Genomic DNA, 17,354 nt, shown 5'->3' on the forward strand with positions numbered 1-17,354 from the left:
TTTGAGTGAGAAAATATCAAACTCGTATAGGTGAAATTGAAGTTGAAGATGATGAAATAATAATATTTGAAGAAGGATTGCCTGGTTTTGAAAATTTAAAAAAATTTGTTATTCTTACATTAAAAGAAACATATCCAATAATGTGGTTGGTTTCTTTAGAAGACAATTTAGTATCTTTTCCAATAATGGAACCGAAATTAGTAAAAATAGATTATGAGGTCAAGATACCTAGTGAAATAGGGAAAAAAATAGGTATTAATACAGAAGATGAAGCAGCTGTTTTTGCCATTATGACAATTCCTCACGATAACCCAGATGATGCAACAATAAATTTAAAAGCTCCTATTATTATATCTAAAACAACTAATAAGGGAATTCAATATATATTAGATAATTATGAATTAAAACATAGCATTAAGGATGAAATAATTATTAGTCAAAAATTACTAGAAAATCAAATAAAAGAAATTTCTAAATTTTCTAAAAATAAAAATAAATACAATACAAAATTTGGAGAGCTAGAATTAACTGATAATGAAATTATTTTCTTTGAAAATGGGATTCCGGGATTTGAAAATTTGAAAAAATTTTATATTTATTTTTCTAAAGACACATTTCCAATACAGTGGTTATTATCTTTAGAAAATTCAGATATTTCTTTTCCTATAATAGACCCGTTATTGGTAAGAGTGGATTATTCATTTGACTTACCTAAAGATTTAGTAAATTATTTATCAATAGAAAAGCCCGAAGATGTTTCTATTTTTGTAATAATGACAATTCCACATGGTGATCCAGAAAATATTACTGTTAATTTAAAGGCTCCTTTGGTTATTTCTAAAAATAATAATAAAGGGATTCAATTTATTTTAGACAGCGATGAATATCATTTAAAACATAATGTAAAAGATGAAATTAAAAGAAGTGAAAAAATAATAGAAGAGCAAACTTTGCAAGCACCTAAAAGCGAAAGGGGTGCATGATATGTTAGTTTTATCTAGAAAGCTAAATGAAGGAATAACAATAATGATCGAAGATAAAATATTAAAATTAAAAATTTTATCAATTGAAGGAAATGCTATCAAATTAGGTTTTGATGGTCCTAAGAATTTTAAAATATATAGAGAAGAAGTATATGAAAGTATAATGGAAGAGAATTTATCAGCAACAAAAGTTAAAGATATTTCGGAAGTTAAAAAATTATTTGAAAAAAAATAGCCCAATGGGCTATTTTTAATTATATGTATTCTCATCTATTTTAGTATTATTTTTCTTTTCAAAGTTTTCAACAGCTAAAGGTTTTTGAAGATAAAGAACTTTTAAATCTTTAGGGGAAACAGCTTTATAATAATTATTTTCAATATATTCTATTATACTATTAGGAGATAATACGTATTGTATAGTTTCATTGTTTAATTTAAGCTTTTCCTTGAAAAATAAACTTTCTTCTCCTAATAAAATAGAGTCTTGGATAATATTTTTAAGATTGTTAATGGATATTAGATTTGGTTCAAAAATTGTTTTCCCGTTTTCAAAAATATGAACATATGCAGCGTCAACTCTGGCTTTTTTTAAAATAGCAATTTTTTTGTTTTTATCACCATTATAATTATTATATATTAATTCGGTTGAAATTATAGGGACAACTTTTTTATTTGTATTAAATAATAATCCTTGTATAGAAGCAATAGAAATTCGTATACCTGTAAATGAGCCAGGTCCTATTGTGCATCCAAATAAATCAATGTTTTCTAAATTTAAATTATTTTTTTTTAATAGTGAATCTATCATAGAGATAATGTAATTGCCAGAATTCTTTTCTTTATTTTCCATATAATAAATGTCGTTGTTACTTTTTAAAGATATTAGTAATCCATTATTTGATGCATCTATGCCTAAAATATTCAAAATATCACCACCTGAAAGGAGAATAATATGCCAAATTTTAAAACACATATAATAACAGGTATTTTATTTTATCCAACATATTTTTTGTTATATTCATTTATAATGGATATATTAAATATAGAATTTTATCCAAATGAATCATTGATTTTAGTATCTTTTTTCTTTTTTGTTTTAGGATCAGATTTACCAGACGTGGATCATAATTTTTCATTGATAAATAAAATTTTTCGAATACTATTAGTTGGTTTAAGTATTTCTATAATATATAAAATTTCGAGATATTATGATTTTATATCTTTTTTGACAACTAGAAGGTATATTTTAAATACATTCTATATAATATTAGGAATAGTATTGGGAGGAATACTCGGATTGTTCTTTAATAAAATCACAAAGCATAGAGGGAAATGGCATAATCCTATTACGGGAATACTTATAGGTATCATAACCTATATATTAATTACAAATAATTATTATTTTATCGACTTTAATGCATTATTTATATCACTATCAATAGTATTTGGTTTTTTTATACATATATTATTAGATTATAAATTTAAATCTTGATTTTGTTTCTTTTTATGAGCCATTTTATATGCCATCATAGCCTGTTCAACTTCGTTTAATTCTTCGAGTATTCGAGCCATTAATATATATGTTTTATAATCATTTGGATTTTTAAGTAATAATTTTTCTGATACTTTTAAGGCAATTTTATGTAGTTTTAATTTCATATAAAATTCAATGCTTTTATGTGATGGGAAAAAATAAGGAATAAAAAATATGAAAATTAGAAAAAATATAAATATTCCAAAAAGAAAATAATAAAAATTATTTAAAGTATTTACATTTTCAACTTCTGATGAATTTTTTGTTGTTTCTGTACTTTTAATGGTTTCATTTTTTAATGAGGAGTTGTCTATAATATTTTTCAGCTCAATTAGTTCACTTTTTAAAGGATCTTTTGATTTATCTATTAAAAAAGATATTTTTTCAGGAATATCTTTAAATATAATTTTATTTGAACTTTCAATTCTAATTCTAACGGTTTTTATAATTCCGGTTAATAATGTATACAATGTATTCTTTTCAATACTTAAATTTAAAACTTCATCAGTAATGTCTAAAATATTTAGGGTAAAAATTTCTAATTCATCAGGATTTATTATATAAATATTTGAAGAAAGTTGCCCTATTTTAGATTTAAGATCAAAATATTTATTTAATAGCGAATATGTTTGTAACTCTTCAGGAGTTATAATTCCTTGATTTTTTAAGAAATCAAGTAATTTAAAGGCCCCCAAATAATTATTTTCATCTAAGAAATAAGTTGAATTATTTAGAATGTAATTAATATCTTTTAATTTAGATTTAGGAATAAATTTTATAACAAATTTTTCCATATCCTTATCTAAAAAAACAGGAGATTTAATAGATTTGTCTATAAAAATTTGTAGAAATCCTTGATATGTAAATGGCGATATATATTTTTCAATACCTTCCAATTTATATAAATATTTATATGAACTTAATTCCATAATGCCTGTTTCAATAATTCTTTTTAAAGTAACAGGGATTTGAGGGAAAATTTTTAATAATAGTTGTGTTTCTTCAAAATTTAGTGAATTATTATATAAACCTAATGAGCTACAAAATTTATTAAAATTTTCCTGAATTAAAGGTTCTAAAAAAGGAGCATTTCTATAATTTTCAAAAAAATATTTTTTCGATGATAATACTTCTCCTAAAATACCAATTGAAGGGTCAGTTGGGTTTTCTGCTATATATTTAACAAATTCACCCCAAGCATTTTCTAAAGTATCTGGCATTTTAGATAGATTTTTTATATCATCAATAGTAATAGAGAGTATAATAACTGAAAATAATAAAAATGAAAATGTTATTAACTTTTTCATCTTAGCTCCTTTCTAATTCAGGTTTTATATAAGTATTCCAAAAAACTTTTATTATCATAGCAATAGGTACAGCAATTAAAGCTCCAGTAAGGTTTATTAAAGACCCTAAAATTAATAATGAGAATATTGTAACTACAGGATTTACTCTTCCATAATCTTTCATTATAGATATAAAAATTATGAAAGCTATTCCATGTATAATAGACATTATTATTAAAAAAATCAGCATGGTCGTAATCCCGCTAGATACACCTACTATAATCATAGGTATAAATTCTAATACTACACCTATAACAGGAATGAAATTAGTAACAGCTGCCCAGAAACTCAGCAATAATTGATATTTAATTCCCAAAAAAGACATTACAAAGAAAGCAGAAACTCCTACAAAAGCTGATGCAAATAGAGTAGCTACCACATAATGTTCTATTTGATTAAATGTTTCATTATAGAATGCTTTAGCAGAATTTCGTAATGATTTTGGGTATAAATATTGTAATTTTTGTTTAAAAGAGTCAAAATAAAAGCTAAAATATATAGTGCCTATAGTTAAGAAAAATAAAAAAGTAAATGCTTTTTGACCATATGTGGGAATTAATTCTATTATATTTGATAATAGTTCAATAATTTTTGGTTGAAGACCATTCATAAAATTTTCAATATTATTTATAATATTTTCTGGCTGATTTTGTAATAGTATTTTCCATTGAGCCTTTTGAAAGAAATCATTGAGAAAAATAATAAAATTACTTATTTCTTTTATTACTGTAGGTATTAATAATACTAATAATAAGTATAAGAAAAATAATGAGGATATTAATGATATTACTGTAGCGATTTTCATAGGGATTTTAAAATAATTTAATCCTTTAGCTATTAAGTTTATAGCTAAAACAAAACCTAAAGTAAATATAATAATAGTAAATACATCCGTTGAAATGAAGGATATACTTATAAATAATAAAAGATATATAACTGTAAATAAAGCACCTCTAAGGTTAGTGCTTAGTTTCATTTTAATCAACTCCATTAAATTCAAAGTATTTTCTTAATTCTTCAATATTATTTGTTACACCTAATGCTACTGTTAATTTAATTCTAGCTTTTTGACCTGATACTTCATTGCCTAAAATAGCCCCTTTATTTTTTAAATCTGCACCGCCACCATGATATCCATACACACCTAATACTCTTCCTTTAAAGCATCTTGATACGACAATAACAGGTATATTTTTTTCTTTTACTAACCATTCTATTTTATCGGCAACTTTTGGTGGAACATTACCTCTTCCAAACCCTTCAACAACAACTCCTTTAAATCCTAGTTCTGGTAAAATGCTTAATATAGACCCGTCATCGCCTGTATATGTTTTAATTAATGCAACCTTATCTTCTACGTCAATAGCATCAATATGCATACGTAATAATGACTCTCTATAAAATATTATAGCATCTTCATCAACTATTCCAAGTGGTCCATAACCTGGGGAATCAAATGTAGCTACATTACTAGTATAAGTTTTTGTAACTTCTCTTGCAGAATGTATTTCATCATTTAAACATACAAGAACACCTTTATTATAAGCCTTGTTTGATGAAGCGACTCTAACAGATGAAATTAAGTTTGCAGGGCCATCTGTGCTAGGTTCATTCCAATTTCTCATAGCTGCAGTTAATACTATGGGTTTTTTTTCGTTTAAAACTAAATCTAAAAAGTATGCAGTTTCTTCTAAGGTATCAGTTCCATGGGTTATTACAACACCATCTATTTCATCTTTAGAAAGAATATTTTTTACAAATTTTGATAATTCAAACATAATTTTTGGAGTCATATGAGGACTTGGTATATTAGAAAATTCGATTAATTCTGTTTCTGCAATTTTCTTTAATTCGGGTATTTCATTTAAATGTTTATTTCTTTCTTCTGAAGGTATTACACCTAAAAGTGGATTATGTTCCATTGCTATTGTACCGCCAGTAGTAATTATAGCTATTTTTCCCATAAATATCTCCTTTCATTTATTATGTAACTTTTATTTTTGATACATAAAAAGGTATTAAAGTATTATTTGGATAGAAATAATAACCATAACCATCAAAAAAATATTTTATATTAAATTTTTCAAGATCAATTTTTTCAAATTTAATATTATCATATTTATTTTTTATATATTCCATATTTAAAGTATTTTCTTCCTTAGAAATAGTGCATGTAGAGTATACTATAGTTCCTTCGCTTTTTATTAAATTTTCTATAGCATTCTCAATTAAGTCTCTTTGTGTCTTTGAATATAAATTAAATTCTTTTTTTGTTATTCTATGTATAACTTCAGGGTGTATTGAAGTAGTTCCTAATGAAGAACATGGTGCATCAATAAGTATTTTATCATATTTTTCTTCAGAATACTCTATTCCGGAAATTAATTTAGTATTTATTATATCTATACCAAGTCTTTTACTATTTGAATTAACTAATTCAAGTCTATCAATATCAATGTCTAATGCTAATATAGTTCCAGTATTATTCATCAATTGAGCTAATTCTGTGGTTTTTCCTCCTGGTGCGGAACACATATCAAGAACTTTTTCTCCTGCCTTTGGATCTAAAATTAAAGGTATTATTTGAGAACTTTCATGTTGAATATAAAAATATCCGTTTTTATAATATTCGGTATTTTCCAAAGGAAATTTTGGATTTTTTATAATAATTCCAAAAGGGGAATGTATTGTTAATTCGGCATCATAATCATTTAAAATATTAAATAATTCTTCTCTAGAAATTTTTAAAGTATTTGTTCTTAAAGTAAGTGGATTAATAGAATAGCTTTTTTTCATAAATTCTTCTACAAAATCTTTTGGAAAATTCTCATTTAAATAATCATATAACCATTTTGGGATTGAATATTGTATCCATTTAGGCAACTTAATTTCATCTTTTCTACTCAATAAATTTTTTAATGTAGCATTTACAAAACCTCTAACTTTTTTGTTTTTAGCAATTTTTACCGTTTCATTTACTGCTACATATGGTTTGAAATTATTTAAAATTTGATAAGCGCCTAACCTTAAAATCCATTTTGATGCAGGAGGAATATTTTTATAATTTTTTATAAGTTTTTTTAAATAAAAGTCTATTTTAACAAGATTTCTAATAGTGCCCCATACGAGATTTTTTAATAAAGCCATATCTTGATTTGAATAAATATTTGTAAAATAATCAAAAGATTTTTGTGGAATATAATGTTTTTTATCAAATTCTCTTAGTAAAAGATAAGCATCTTTTCTAACCATAATAATCACCTCTTTTGATTATTATACCAAAGGTATATTACAGAAAAAAATAATCCAGCCAAAGCTGGATTATTCTGTGTAATTTAAAATTTCTTTTAATTCATCAATTGTATACACTTTTGGTGGTTCAATACCATTAAAATGAGCAGCATATTCAACAGTATATGCACCAGTATTAATAAAATAAACAATATCTTCGTATTCTATATTAGCAGGTAATTCAATATCTTCATATATAGTATCAACACTATCGCAAGTAGGACCAGCTAATGTATATACATCAGTTTCAGTATAATCCTTTCCTTCTACTTGTATTTCATATTGGAAGTTTTCAATTGTTTCCATTAGTCCATGGAAAACACCGGCATCTAAATATAACCATTTTTTAGATCCTTTCCTACTCTTTAAAATAACTCTTGTAACCATTATACCTGCATCTCCAACCATTGATCTACCTGGTTCTGTAATTATCATTAAATTTTTATGTTTCCATAAATATTCGTTAATAGAATCATCAACAACTTTTCCTATTTCTTCAACAGATGGTATAGGTTTTGTATGTTGTACAGGTATTCCACCACCTAAATTGAGCATTTTTAATTCAATACCTTCTTTTAATAATTTATTAAATACAACGCTTGATTCAAGAATGGCTTCTTGCCATTTGTATTTATTATATGATTGTGATCCAACATGGAAACTAACACCAAAAGGCTTTAAACCATGTTTATTTGCCCATCTTAGGATATTTATAACATGATCAATATCTGTACCAAACTTTCCTGATAAAGGCCAATCGCTGTCAGAAGAACTAGTTGCAATTCTTGCGTATACTTTCGATCCTGGAGCATTTCTAGCAACCTTTTCTACTTCTAATTCGCTATCTACAGAAAAATATTCTATCCCTATTTCCCAAGCATATGCAATATCTTTTTCTTTTTTTATTGGATTTCCAAAACTCATCTTTTTAGGACTTACCCCTAAAGATAATAACTTATTTATTTCACCAACAGAAGCTACATCAAATGAAGATCCCATATCTCTTAATGCTTTTAAAATTTCAATATGAGAATTTGCTTTTACTGCATAAAAAATATCAACATTTTTCATCGATTCTTTTAATCTCATATAATTTTTTTTAACTTGATCAACATCAATTACTAAAAATGGCGTTTCCAATTTTTTAGCAGCTTCTCTTATTAAATTTGTGACTTCCATGGTTTCCCTCCCACTTTATAAAGATGGGAATATGATAAACCAATTATGTTACTAATACTAACATAATTGTTTAACAAAAAGCGCATTTTATATTAAATAATAATTTTTTATGAAATCGAATCTATATCTATTTCAAATTTTTCCAATAATTTTTTTGTTAATTCATATTCTGATTCAGATAATTCGCCAATAAATACTTCTTCATTAAAAACTTCAGAAAAACCTGAAATAAAAGCATCAGCCATTTCATCTATACTTATATTTCTTTTTAGTATGGATTTTATATCAATTACTTTATTTTTTAAATGATTATATAATTTTTCTTTTTTATCATTTTTCATTTTAAAAGAATTTACATAATTTTCTAATGGAAATTCTATAGGTATAGAACCATGTTGTAAAATATATTGATCATTTCTATATTGAGCGCTACCAATAAATTTTTTCTTATCAATGGTTATTTCATATATAGATGGAGCATCATAACAAGCTGGTGTGTTTAAATGTTTATTTTTATTTTTTTCAACATCACAATTAATATTTAGTTTTTTTAAACTTTTTATTAATGCCTCTGCTATTATCTTATAACTACCTATAACATTATTAGGTAATAATGGATGATTAGTATTAGAAGAAAAAAGATAAGTTAATTCTTTATGGTGTAAAACAGCTCTTCCACCTGTTGGACGTCTTACAATATCAATATTATTATTCTTTAAATAGGTAATATCTATATCTTCTAATTTTTGGAATCTTCCTAATGATAATGTGGGTAATGTCCATTCATACAATCTAATAGTTGTAGGTTGTAAATTTTTACCAACATGTTTAGCTATTGATAAATCACAAGCCATATTCCATGATCCCATATGATAAGTATCTATAATGAGACGAATCATTGTATACCTCCTAATGGTTTTTTAATAGCCATACCTATTTTTCTTGGAAATGATGAAGGTGTTTCTTTAATTTTTTTTAGAATTATAAAATATCTATCCTTTTCGAATAAAGTATAATTAAATTCATCTAAAATCTCAAAATATATTTTCTTTGCTGCGATTTTTAAATATTTCCTTTCTTCTTTATATGATGGCCCTTTGTATAAGAATAATGTTCCGTTTATTTTTAATAATGGAGCTGCATATTCTAATAGTACATCACTTCTTGAAACGGCTTTTGCAGTTGCATAATCAAAAGAATTTAAATGATTTTTCGAAAAATTCTCTACACGATCACATACAGGATTAACATTATATAATTTAATATTATTTGTAAAGTAAGAAACAGCTTTTATTTTTTTCTCTATACTATCCAAAAGTGTAAAATTAATATTTGGAAAAAGTATAGACAGAGGAATTCCCGGAATTCCACCGCCAGTTCCAATATCAATAAAATTTGAATTAGAATCAAGAGAAGTAAATTTTATAAATGGGTAAATACTATCAACAATAAGTGATTTTGTAGCTTCTTCTACATCTTTTATTGCAGTAAGGTTAACAGGGTAATTTATTATTAATTCAATAAACTTATTCAAGTTATTATATGAATTTTCGTTCAAAAAAATTTCATATTTTTCAAGAATTCTCAATAAAAAATTCATTGACAAGTACCTCCTAATGTGGTATAATAATCCTTGGAGACGTAGCCTAATTGGCTAAGGCGTCGGTCTTGAAAACCGATGGGGTTGACGCCCCGTGTGGGTTCGAGTCCCACCGTCTCCGCCAATATTAAACCGCCCAATTTTTGGGCGGTTTTTGGTTATTTTACAGAGCCAAATCTATTATATGGCCAAATCCTTAAAAACGGTCTTCCAATAATATTTTTTTCTGGAACAATTCCAAAATATCTACTATCAAAACTCTCTGTTGTATTGTCACCCATAAAGAAATAAAATCCTTCAGGTAAAATAATTTTTACTCTATTATTTTCTTCAATAAAAACATTATCTAAGTCTAAATTAGCTAAATATTTTTCATAATAATTAGTGTATTCCAAACTTTTATTATAATATCTAAAAGCACCTAAATCAAACATGGGTTTTCTTATTTCGTTATATATTCTATATATATCGCTACTATATTTTTCAGGGTATGCCATAAACTTATAATAATTTTTAGAAGCAAAAATACCATCAATATAGTAGTATCTGTTTTCAAATCCTTCAGGTATTTTGCCATTCACATACAATTGTCCAACAGAATCTTTTACGCTTTGAGGAATCTTATCAATATCACCATAATAATCTATAATTTTACTTAACCAATATGGTATTTCAAAATTATCTTCATATTTTATTCTTTCCCAAATTTTAGTATCTGGAATTAATTCTAATGTATCTCCAGGTGTTCCTACTAATCTCTTTACATATTTTACATGTCCATCAAATTCTTTTGGAGCAAACATATCCATAAATTTATCAAATACACCTAATTGTTTTTGAGCATTAGTATCTATAAATGGAGTCCAAAAAACAATTATATCTCCTAATTTTGGTTTTGTATAATCATATGTAACTTTTTCAATAAATAAACGGTCCAACACCTGTATGGTTGGTACCATAGAAGGTGTTGGAACCATCATTGTTTCAAAAACAAAAAGCCTTATAATGGTACCAAAAATAACTGCATATACTAGGGCGTTGATCCATTCAAATGTCTCTTTTTTAATTTTAGATTTAATATTATTAGACAAAAAGGATCAGTCCCTTCTCTCCTTGATCTTAATTTTACCGTTAACGTTTCTTAAATAATATAATTTTGCTCTTCTTACTTTACCTTTTCTTACTACTTGGATCTTTTCAATTGATGGAGAGTGTATAGGGAAAATTCTTTCTACACCAACACCATTAGCACCAATTCTTCTAACAGTAAATGTTTTTCCTAAACCTCCACCTCTGATTTTTATTACTATACCTTCATATGCTTGAACTCTTTCTCTTCCACCTTCTACAACTTTTACATATACTCTTACTGTATCACCAGGTCTGAATTCTGGAATATCTTCTCTCATATATTCTTTTTCAATGGCTCTAATATATTGATCCATGTTAAACCCTCCTTGAGAATATTTTATTATTAATTTTCACCAAATAACCTATCTAATGCAATTGCAACTGCCGCTCTAACAGATAAATGATTAAATTCAGCATTGCCTCTAATAGGCTCTAAGTCATAGTCACAAATTAATCTTATTTCCTCAGGCATTCCCCAACCCGTACCAAATAAAATTAAATGTGGTTCATCATTATTTAAAATAATATTACTCATTTCTTTAAAAGTTAAGGTTGTTTCTCTTCTTTTAGCAGAAGTAAATATTAATTTTGGTTTTTTCCCTTCAATTTTTTCTATTTCTTCAATAACATCTTCTAAATAAGGTTTTAATCTAGCAATAGATAATGCATCATGCCTATTAGGATTATATTCTTTACCAAACCCTTCAGTCCAATATTTTAATACATTCTTAACTATCTGTTGTTGAGCAGGGAGATTAGATACAATATAATAATTCTTAATATTATATGTTCTAGCTGATCTAGAAATATCATGAATATCTAAGTTGGTTATAGCTGTAGATATTATTTGACCTTCCCTACCTAAAATTGGATAATGAATTAAAGCAATATAAACATTATTTCTCATTAAGTATCAGCTCCCTGATAATATTAACAATAACCTTTTTTTCAAAATCATTTAATTCATGTTTTATAAATAAATCTGGACGCTTTATTATAGTTCTGATAATACTTTCTCTTTTTCTATATTCTTCTATTTTTTCATGATTTCCACTTAAAAGAACTTCAGGGACCCTTAAACCTCTATATTCCCTTGGTTTTGTATAATGTGGATGATCTAATAATGAATTATAGAAAGAATCGTTTTTTACACTTTCAACATCTCCAACAACTCCAGGAACAAATCTACAAATAGCATCAATCATTATCATTGAAGGTAGTTCCCCACCAGTAACTACAAAATCTCCAATAGAAAATTCTTCATCAACTAAAGTCATAACTCTTTCATCTATACCCTCATATCTTCCACAAAAAAATACCAAATTTTTTTGTTTTGATAATCTTTCTGCCTCATTAGAATCAAAGGTTTTTCCTTGAGGAGATGTTAAGATAACATATGGTTTTTTGTTTCTTGTTTTAATATAATTATCATAAAATTCGAAAAAAGGCTCTGGTTTCATTACCATGCCAGGTCCGCCGCCATATGCATATAAATCAGTAATTTTATGTTTGTCTTTAGTATAATCTCTCAAATTATGAGCATGAAATGATATAATGTCATTTTTTATAGCTCTAGATAAAACTCCATATTTCGTTATAGCTTCAAACATTTCTGGAAAGATTGTAACAACGTCAATCTCTATCTTCTGTGTCATCTTCATACCATTCCAATCTTTTTACAACAATATTATCGTCTTCTTTAACAAATTTAATAATATTATCTTTTATTAATGGATATAATATTTCCTCTTTATTAAATCTATCAATTTGCTTTTCTATTATCAAAACTTCGTTTGCACCTGTTTCTAATATATCAACTATTTTTCCAACAAAATTTCCATCTTCATAATATACTTCTTTATCTAATAATTCAAAATAATAAAATTCATATTTATTTTTTAATGTTGGTAAATTCTCTTTTGATATATAAACAATAAAATCTTTGTAACGTTGGGCAGATGAAATATTCTCAACCCCAGATATGCTAATAATATAGTTTTTATCAGCTTTTCTGATAGTTTCAAATTTTGCATATAAAAATCTTTTAGTTTTTGGATTATATAATAATACATCTTTTAGATTATTAAAAATTTCCCTTTCGTTGCTATATGGGAATAATTTTAATTCCCCATTTAATCCATGAGTATTAGAAATTTTCCCAATAGCCACTCTATCTTTTAAGAGGTCATCTAACCTCTTCATCTTATCACCTAATTACCTTTAAAAGAAATTTAGTATTTTCATCTTTTTTAGCTGCAGTTAATAATGTATTTATTGATTTGATAGTTCTTCCGTCTTTTCCTATAATTTGTCCAACGTCTTGAGGATCTACATGAATTTCAAAAATAACTTCATCTCCATTTTCTTCCTCTAATATTTTAACCTTTTCAGGATTTTTTACAATTCCTTTTATAATATTTTCCAATAGTTCTTTCATTTTATGCCTCCTGGCATTAGTCTTTCTTTTCAAATTTTATTTCGTGAACTTTTTTCATAACACCAGCTTTTGATAAAATACTTCTAGCAGTATCTGTTGGTTGAGCTCCTTTTAAAATCCATTCTACAGCTTTTTCAACATTAACATTAAATGTATCATTTTCTTTTAGTGGATCATAGAAACCTAATGATTCTATATATTTTCCACTTCTTTTTTCTCTTGAATCAACAACTACAATCCTATAAAAAGGTCTGTGTCTTCTTCCCATTCTGTTTAATCTTATTTTTACCATGCTGATAATACACCTCCTGAGAATTTTAGTTTATTTGAAATTTTTAATTATTATCAAAATCCAAACGGCATTTTTCCAAACAAAGATTTTTTATTTTTCATTTTTTTAACTTGTTTCATCATTTTTTTCATTTGTTCGTATGACTTAATCAATTTATTAATATCTTGAAGAGTTGTTCCACTACCTTTTGCAATTCTTTGCTTTCTTGAATAATTTAATATTCTAGGTTTTTTTCTTTCCTCTTTGGTCATAGAATTAATTATAGCTTCAATTTTTTTCAATTCTGCTTCACTTTTGTTTAAATCAATACCTTCTTTTGGAACTCCAGGTATCATTTCTAAAATTTTAGATAATGGACCTAATTTTCTTAGTTGTTTTATTTGCTCTAAAAAGTCATTAAAATCAAACTTACCTTCAAGGAATTTATTAGCAGCTTCTTCAGCTTTTTCTTTATCAATTTCGCTTTCAACTTTTTCAATTAAAGATAATACATCACCCATTCCTAAAATTCTACTTGCATATCTTTCTGGGTAAAATAATTCCAAATCATCTGTCTTTTCACCTATACCAACAAATTTTATAGGTTTTTGTGTTATTTGTCTAATAGAAATAATTACACCACCACGGGCATCGCCGTCTAATTTTGTAACAATAAATCCGTTTAATTCTAATCTGTTATTAAATTCTTGCGCTGAATTAACGGCATCTTGACCAATCATAGCGTCTACAACCATTAATATTTCTTCGGGTTGAGCAATATTTTTAATTTCTTCTAACTCTTGCATCATTTGTTCATCAATATGCAATCTTCCTGCGGTATCTAATATTACTATATCATGAAGCAGTTTTTCTGCATACTCCATAGCATCTTTCACTATTTTAACTGCATTTTTTCTATCTCCAGTGAAAACTGGGACTTCGATTTGCTCACCTAATTGAACAAGTTGATCAATAGCAGCAGGTCTGTAAGTATCTGCAGCTACAAGTAGAGGAGATTTTCCTTGCTTTTTAAAATACTTAGCTAACTTTGCAGCGTGAGTAGTTTTACCACTACCTTGCAAACCAACTAACATTATATAACCAGGTCTTTTTGAAATATTTAATTTAGGTTTTTCATTTCCTCCCATTAATTCAATTAATTCATTCTTAACAATTCTAATAAATTCTTGGTCAGGAGTTAAGCTTTCTAAAACCTCTTTTCCCAAAGCTTTTTCTTTTACTTTTTCTACAAATTCCTTTACCACTTTATAGTTTACATCAGCTTCTAATAATGACATCTTTACAGCTTTAACAGCGTCTTTTATATTTTTTTCAGATAATTTTCCTTGACCTTTTAATGTCTTAAAAGCATTAGATAATTTTTTTTGCAAATTCTCAAACATCAATACACCCCCGGTGAGGATTATATAAAAAACAATCCAACAGATTATAGATACAAAATTTTGCTATAATCTGTACTTATATACATATTTGATAATATTTTAATGAATTAACATAAAAATACATTTCTAGTATACTATAAAATTTATTATTTTTCATGAAATCTATTGAACAAAATGTGAGAAGGTGGAAAATTTGAAGTTACAATTTAATTACGATAATAGAAAGAAAAATTTAATTCATTCTCAATGAATAATTTACATAAATAACACATAAGAAAAATCATAAAGAAGAGTATAATTAAATGGGGGTGATATTATGTCATTTGGATTATTATTTTCTGTATTTGCAGTATCTATTTTTGTTTCTTATATAGTTTCTAAGGTTTTTGATAAGCCTATAGAAAAAATATTAGATAGAATTATAGATGATTCTATAAGTTATGCTTGAAAAAAATATATGATTTTTGCGATTTATATTATGGGTATATCTTCAGGAGTAAGAATTTGGGAATTAGAAAAATACTTTGGTTATCAATATATGGGTGAAAATGGAATATTGTTAAATAATGCCATCTCCCTTACAACAGAGAGATGGATATTAGAAATATTTAGGACTATTATAGAAGCTTTACAAGGAGTTGCAATTATTTTATTAATATTTTTTATTTTTGCATTAATAGCATTTGTGTTGATGCGAGCTTTTGAAACCAAGAATGAAAAATTCAAATTAGAAAAAAAAGACATATAATATATGAGTTATAAACCCTGCTAATAATCCAGCAATAGTATGAGATATAATAGCTTTACTTGCTAATTTTCGAGCTTTTAATGAATCCATCATAGCAATATGGGTAGACAAATAACCGCTCCAAGTCATACCTATTGCAGTTAATACTGCAATATCATTTGAAGTTATTGAATTTGATTCTATAAATTTTGGTATTAAAGCTAATGCAGCACCAGTTGAACCTAGTGAGGTTAATGGAAATGCAATTAATTTTGGAGATTTAAAACCAAAGAGAAAATTTAATATAAAATTTAATTTATCGCCTATCCATTGTAGTATAGGTACTCCTTCATAAGGGAGTCCTTGATACCCTATTGATGGATCCTTAGGGCCATTAGTAAACATCATAACAATAGTGCTTATAATTAACACACCAGGAATTATTGAAAGTCCCAAATCAACACCGTTTTTTCCGCCCTCTAGTAATCCATCAATTAATCTAGAAATTGAGCTCCCTTTTGTTGCATTCCAAGATTTAACATCTTCGGGACGTTCAATAGATACAGCATTTTTATAATATTTTTTTGTATAAATGGAGAATATTCTTACGCTTATTATACTACCAATAATAGCACCTAAGTTACCTAGTAATACAGGAAATAATAAATTTTCTCCTATAGAAGAAGATTGTGCTATCATAAATGTAGATACAATTAATCCCATTCCAAATGAAGTTCCTAAGTTGCATAATAAAGGTATTTGCCATTTTTCAAAAAATTTTGTAAATTGTTTGTCTTGGGCTAATGATAAAATAGCTGGGTTATCAGATAAGTAAGTAGTTAATACACCTATAGCAGCTGCTCCAGGTAGGTTATATAAAGGTTTCATAAGTTTTGATAAAATTTTGTTTAGCAAATAGACAACTCCAAATTCTGATAATACATTACCAAACGCGCTTGTTAAAACCGCTACAGCCATTATAAAAAATACGGTATTAAGTAGTAAATCATGAGCTGTTGACATTAATGTTTTAAAAAAATTACTAAAACCCATATAATTCATAACGGGTAAGAATATCAAAGAGGAAATAATAATAAATAATATAGGTTCTTTAATATTGTTTTTTTGTACAATTTCTTTTTCTTCCATATATATCCTCCATATCCATCTTGAATTATTAAACAAGATATATTATAATATACATGAAAAAATTTTCAAAGTTTAAAAATTTCTTTTATCAGTTATTGTATATAATTAAATCTATTTTAAGGGATATATCTTTTTAAATTTAAATTAAACTTCAAATATAAATAATGTGTATTTGATAGAATAAATTTATGGAGGCGTGTCCGAATTGGCTAAGGAGCCGGTCTCGAAAACCGGTAAGGATAAAATCCTTATGTGGGTTCGAATCCCACCGCCTCCGCCATTTTATATTGTATCCTTGGGAGG

The 17,354-nt window shown here is 26.4% G+C and carries 22 protein-coding genes and 2 tRNA genes; 7 read left to right on the forward strand and 17 right to left on the reverse strand.

What is annotated here, in order from left to right:
* Positions 1 to 5 precede the first annotated feature (5 nt).
* Together fliW and csrA are read left to right on the forward strand one after the other, a co-directional pair.
* Positions 6 to 983, forward strand: coding sequence for a flagellar assembly protein FliW (gene fliW, locus AS160_RS11215; protein WP_206528058.1), 978 nt, complete (start codon positions 6 to 8; stop codon positions 981 to 983).
* Between the two features lies 1 nt (position 984).
* Complete coding sequence (csrA, locus tag AS160_RS03395) at positions 985 to 1,218, forward strand: carbon storage regulator CsrA (protein ID WP_165144929.1); 234 nt, start codon at positions 985 to 987, stop codon at positions 1,216 to 1,218.
* 15 nt (positions 1,219 to 1,233) lie between these two features.
* Here the strand turns inward: csrA and tsaB are convergent, their stop codons facing one another.
* Positions 1,234 to 1,908: a tRNA (adenosine(37)-N6)-threonylcarbamoyltransferase complex dimerization subunit type 1 TsaB gene (tsaB, locus tag AS160_RS03400; RefSeq protein ID WP_165144932.1), complete on the reverse strand. Its 675-nt coding sequence runs from the start codon at positions 1,906 to 1,908 to the stop codon at positions 1,234 to 1,236.
* Positions 1,909 to 1,935: 27 nt separating this feature from the next.
* On the opposite strand from tsaB, the gene AS160_RS03405 reads away from it, so the two are divergent.
* The gene (locus AS160_RS03405; RefSeq protein WP_165144934.1) at positions 1,936 to 2,475 is read left to right on the forward strand and encodes a metal-dependent hydrolase; all 540 of its coding nucleotides are present in this window, start codon (positions 1,936 to 1,938) and stop codon (positions 2,473 to 2,475) included.
* Here the strand turns inward: AS160_RS03405 and AS160_RS03410 are convergent.
* The 7 genes from AS160_RS03410 to rsmG form a co-directional block, all read right to left on the reverse strand.
* Complete coding sequence (locus AS160_RS03410) at positions 2,457 to 3,824, reverse strand: hypothetical protein (protein ID WP_165144936.1); 1,368 nt, start codon at positions 3,822 to 3,824, stop codon at positions 2,457 to 2,459. The two genes, AS160_RS03405 and AS160_RS03410, sit on opposite strands and share 19 nt — an antisense overlap.
* A gap of 1 nt (position 3,825) precedes the next feature.
* Entirely contained in the window at positions 3,826 to 4,839 is a 1,014-nt protein-coding gene (locus AS160_RS03415) for an AI-2E family transporter (protein ID WP_165144938.1), read from the reverse strand.
* A 1-nt stretch (position 4,840) separates the two neighbouring features.
* The gene (locus AS160_RS03420) at positions 4,841 to 5,827 is read right to left on the reverse strand and encodes an asparaginase (RefSeq protein ID WP_165144940.1); all 987 of its coding nucleotides are present in this window, start codon (positions 5,825 to 5,827) and stop codon (positions 4,841 to 4,843) included.
* Positions 5,828 to 5,846: 19 nt separating this feature from the next.
* Positions 5,847 to 7,115, reverse strand: a complete 1,269-nt coding sequence (locus AS160_RS03425; protein WP_165144942.1) for a transcription antitermination factor NusB — start codon at positions 7,113 to 7,115, stop codon at positions 5,847 to 5,849.
* Between the two features lie 69 nt (positions 7,116 to 7,184).
* Positions 7,185 to 8,333, reverse strand: coding sequence for a type III PLP-dependent enzyme (locus tag AS160_RS03430; protein ID WP_165144944.1), 1,149 nt, complete (start codon positions 8,331 to 8,333; stop codon positions 7,185 to 7,187).
* Positions 8,334 to 8,440: 107 nt separating this feature from the next.
* A complete protein-coding gene (locus tag AS160_RS03435) occupies positions 8,441 to 9,232 on the reverse strand; it encodes a biotin/lipoate A/B protein ligase family protein (RefSeq protein WP_165144946.1) in 792 nt (263 codons plus the stop codon).
* Positions 9,229 to 9,933: a 16S rRNA (guanine(527)-N(7))-methyltransferase RsmG gene (rsmG, locus tag AS160_RS03440; protein WP_165144948.1), complete on the reverse strand. Its 705-nt coding sequence runs from the start codon at positions 9,931 to 9,933 to the stop codon at positions 9,229 to 9,231. Before rsmG ends, AS160_RS03435 begins: the two co-directional genes overlap by 4 nt.
* Before the next feature lie 35 nt (positions 9,934 to 9,968).
* Between rsmG and AS160_RS03445 the strand changes: the two genes are divergently transcribed.
* A tRNA-Ser gene (locus tag AS160_RS03445) sits at positions 9,969 to 10,057 on the forward strand.
* 34 nt (positions 10,058 to 10,091) lie between these two features.
* Here the strand turns inward: AS160_RS03445 and lepB are convergent.
* Genes lepB through ffh form a run of 8 tightly spaced genes read right to left on the reverse strand, consistent with a single transcriptional unit; the run spans position 10,092 to position 15,175 of the window.
* Positions 10,092 to 11,024, reverse strand: a complete 933-nt coding sequence (gene lepB / locus AS160_RS11450; RefSeq protein ID WP_206528059.1) for a signal peptidase I — start codon at positions 11,022 to 11,024, stop codon at positions 10,092 to 10,094.
* Between the two features lie 6 nt (positions 11,025 to 11,030).
* Positions 11,031 to 11,378 carry a 50S ribosomal protein L19 gene (gene rplS / locus AS160_RS03455; protein WP_165144951.1) on the reverse strand — a complete coding sequence of 116 codons (348 nt, stop codon included), beginning with the start codon at positions 11,376 to 11,378 and terminating at the stop codon, positions 11,031 to 11,033.
* Positions 11,379 to 11,407: 29 nt separating this feature from the next.
* Complete coding sequence (locus tag AS160_RS03460) at positions 11,408 to 11,971, reverse strand: RNA methyltransferase (protein WP_165144954.1); 564 nt, start codon at positions 11,969 to 11,971, stop codon at positions 11,408 to 11,410.
* Entirely contained in the window at positions 11,961 to 12,725 is a 765-nt protein-coding gene (gene trmD, locus AS160_RS03465; RefSeq protein WP_206528060.1) for a tRNA (guanosine(37)-N1)-methyltransferase TrmD, read from the reverse strand. Before trmD ends, AS160_RS03460 begins: the two co-directional genes overlap by 11 nt.
* Positions 12,697 to 13,233, reverse strand: a complete 537-nt coding sequence (rimM, locus tag AS160_RS03470; protein ID WP_206528061.1) for a ribosome maturation factor RimM — start codon at positions 13,231 to 13,233, stop codon at positions 12,697 to 12,699. Before rimM ends, trmD begins: the two co-directional genes overlap by 29 nt.
* A 37-nt stretch (positions 13,234 to 13,270) precedes the next feature.
* Positions 13,271 to 13,501 (reverse strand): KH domain-containing protein, encoded by a 231-nt coding sequence (locus AS160_RS03475; protein WP_165144960.1) that lies wholly within the window; start codon positions 13,499 to 13,501, stop codon positions 13,271 to 13,273.
* A 16-nt stretch (positions 13,502 to 13,517) separates the two neighbouring features.
* Positions 13,518 to 13,793: a 30S ribosomal protein S16 gene (rpsP, locus tag AS160_RS03480; RefSeq protein ID WP_165144963.1), complete on the reverse strand. Its 276-nt coding sequence runs from the start codon at positions 13,791 to 13,793 to the stop codon at positions 13,518 to 13,520.
* Positions 13,794 to 13,846: 53 nt separating this feature from the next.
* Positions 13,847 to 15,175 carry a signal recognition particle protein gene (ffh, locus tag AS160_RS03485; RefSeq protein ID WP_165144966.1) on the reverse strand — a complete coding sequence of 443 codons (1,329 nt, stop codon included), beginning with the start codon at positions 15,173 to 15,175 and terminating at the stop codon, positions 13,847 to 13,849.
* Between the two features lie 316 nt (positions 15,176 to 15,491).
* Here ffh and AS160_RS11455 point away from each other — a divergent pair, with 316 nt between their 5' ends.
* Together AS160_RS11455 and AS160_RS03490 are read left to right on the forward strand one after the other, a co-directional pair.
* A complete protein-coding gene (locus tag AS160_RS11455) occupies positions 15,492 to 15,623 on the forward strand; it encodes a hypothetical protein (protein WP_277601272.1) in 132 nt (43 codons plus the stop codon).
* A 9-nt stretch (positions 15,624 to 15,632) separates the two neighbouring features.
* Complete coding sequence (locus AS160_RS03490) at positions 15,633 to 15,923, forward strand: hypothetical protein (protein WP_206528062.1); 291 nt, start codon at positions 15,633 to 15,635, stop codon at positions 15,921 to 15,923.
* On the opposite strand, the gene AS160_RS03495 is transcribed toward AS160_RS03490, so the two are convergent.
* Positions 15,903 to 17,051, reverse strand: a complete 1,149-nt coding sequence (locus AS160_RS03495; RefSeq protein WP_165144969.1) for a hypothetical protein — start codon at positions 17,049 to 17,051, stop codon at positions 15,903 to 15,905. The two genes, AS160_RS03490 and AS160_RS03495, sit on opposite strands and share 21 nt — an antisense overlap.
* Before the next feature lie 190 nt (positions 17,052 to 17,241).
* Here AS160_RS03495 and AS160_RS03500 point away from each other — a divergent pair.
* Positions 17,242 to 17,331: transfer RNA gene (locus tag AS160_RS03500), tRNA-Ser, on the forward strand.
* Positions 17,332 to 17,354 lie beyond the last annotated feature (23 nt).

Source organism: Marinitoga sp. 38H-ov (genome assembly GCF_011057715.1).
Taxonomy (GTDB): Bacteria; Thermotogota; Thermotogae; order Petrotogales; family Petrotogaceae; genus Marinitoga.

Coding starts and splice junctions, on each gene's coding strand:
- csrA (WP_165144929.1), top strand. CDS start 985: ATGTTAGTTTTATCTAGAAAGCTAAATGAAGGAATAACAATAATGATC.
- AS160_RS03405 (WP_165144934.1), top strand. CDS start 1,936: ATGCCAAATTTTAAAACACATATAATAACAGGTATTTTATTTTATCCA.
- AS160_RS03410 (WP_165144936.1), bottom strand. CDS start 3,824: ATGAAAAAGTTAATAACATTTTCATTTTTATTATTTTCAGTTATTATA.
- AS160_RS03415 (WP_165144938.1), bottom strand. CDS start 4,839: ATGAAACTAAGCACTAACCTTAGAGGTGCTTTATTTACAGTTATATAT.
- AS160_RS03420 (WP_165144940.1), bottom strand. CDS start 5,827: ATGGGAAAAATAGCTATAATTACTACTGGCGGTACAATAGCAATGGAA.
- AS160_RS03425 (WP_165144942.1), bottom strand. CDS start 7,115: ATGGTTAGAAAAGATGCTTATCTTTTACTAAGAGAATTTGATAAAAAA.
- AS160_RS03430 (WP_165144944.1), bottom strand. CDS start 8,333: ATGGAAGTCACAAATTTAATAAGAGAAGCTGCTAAAAAATTGGAAACG.
- AS160_RS03435 (WP_165144946.1), bottom strand. CDS start 9,232: ATGATTCGTCTCATTATAGATACTTATCATATGGGATCATGGAATATG.
- rsmG (WP_165144948.1), bottom strand. CDS start 9,933: ATGAATTTTTTATTGAGAATTCTTGAAAAATATGAAATTTTTTTGAAC.
- rplS (WP_165144951.1), bottom strand. CDS start 11,378: ATGGATCAATATATTAGAGCCATTGAAAAAGAATATATGAGAGAAGAT.
- AS160_RS03460 (WP_165144954.1), bottom strand. CDS start 11,971: ATGAGAAATAATGTTTATATTGCTTTAATTCATTATCCAATTTTAGGT.
- trmD (WP_206528060.1), bottom strand. CDS start 12,725: ATGAAGATGACACAGAAGATAGAGATTGACGTTGTTACAATCTTTCCA.
- AS160_RS03475 (WP_165144960.1), bottom strand. CDS start 13,501: ATGAAAGAACTATTGGAAAATATTATAAAAGGAATTGTAAAAAATCCT.
- rpsP (WP_165144963.1), bottom strand. CDS start 13,793: ATGGTAAAAATAAGATTAAACAGAATGGGAAGAAGACACAGACCTTTT.
- ffh (WP_165144966.1), bottom strand. CDS start 15,175: ATGTTTGAGAATTTGCAAAAAAAATTATCTAATGCTTTTAAGACATTA.
- AS160_RS11455 (WP_277601272.1), top strand. CDS start 15,492: ATGTCATTTGGATTATTATTTTCTGTATTTGCAGTATCTATTTTTGTT.
- AS160_RS03490 (WP_206528062.1), top strand. CDS start 15,633: ATGATTTTTGCGATTTATATTATGGGTATATCTTCAGGAGTAAGAATT.
- AS160_RS03495 (WP_165144969.1), bottom strand. CDS start 17,051: ATGGAAGAAAAAGAAATTGTACAAAAAAACAATATTAAAGAACCTATA.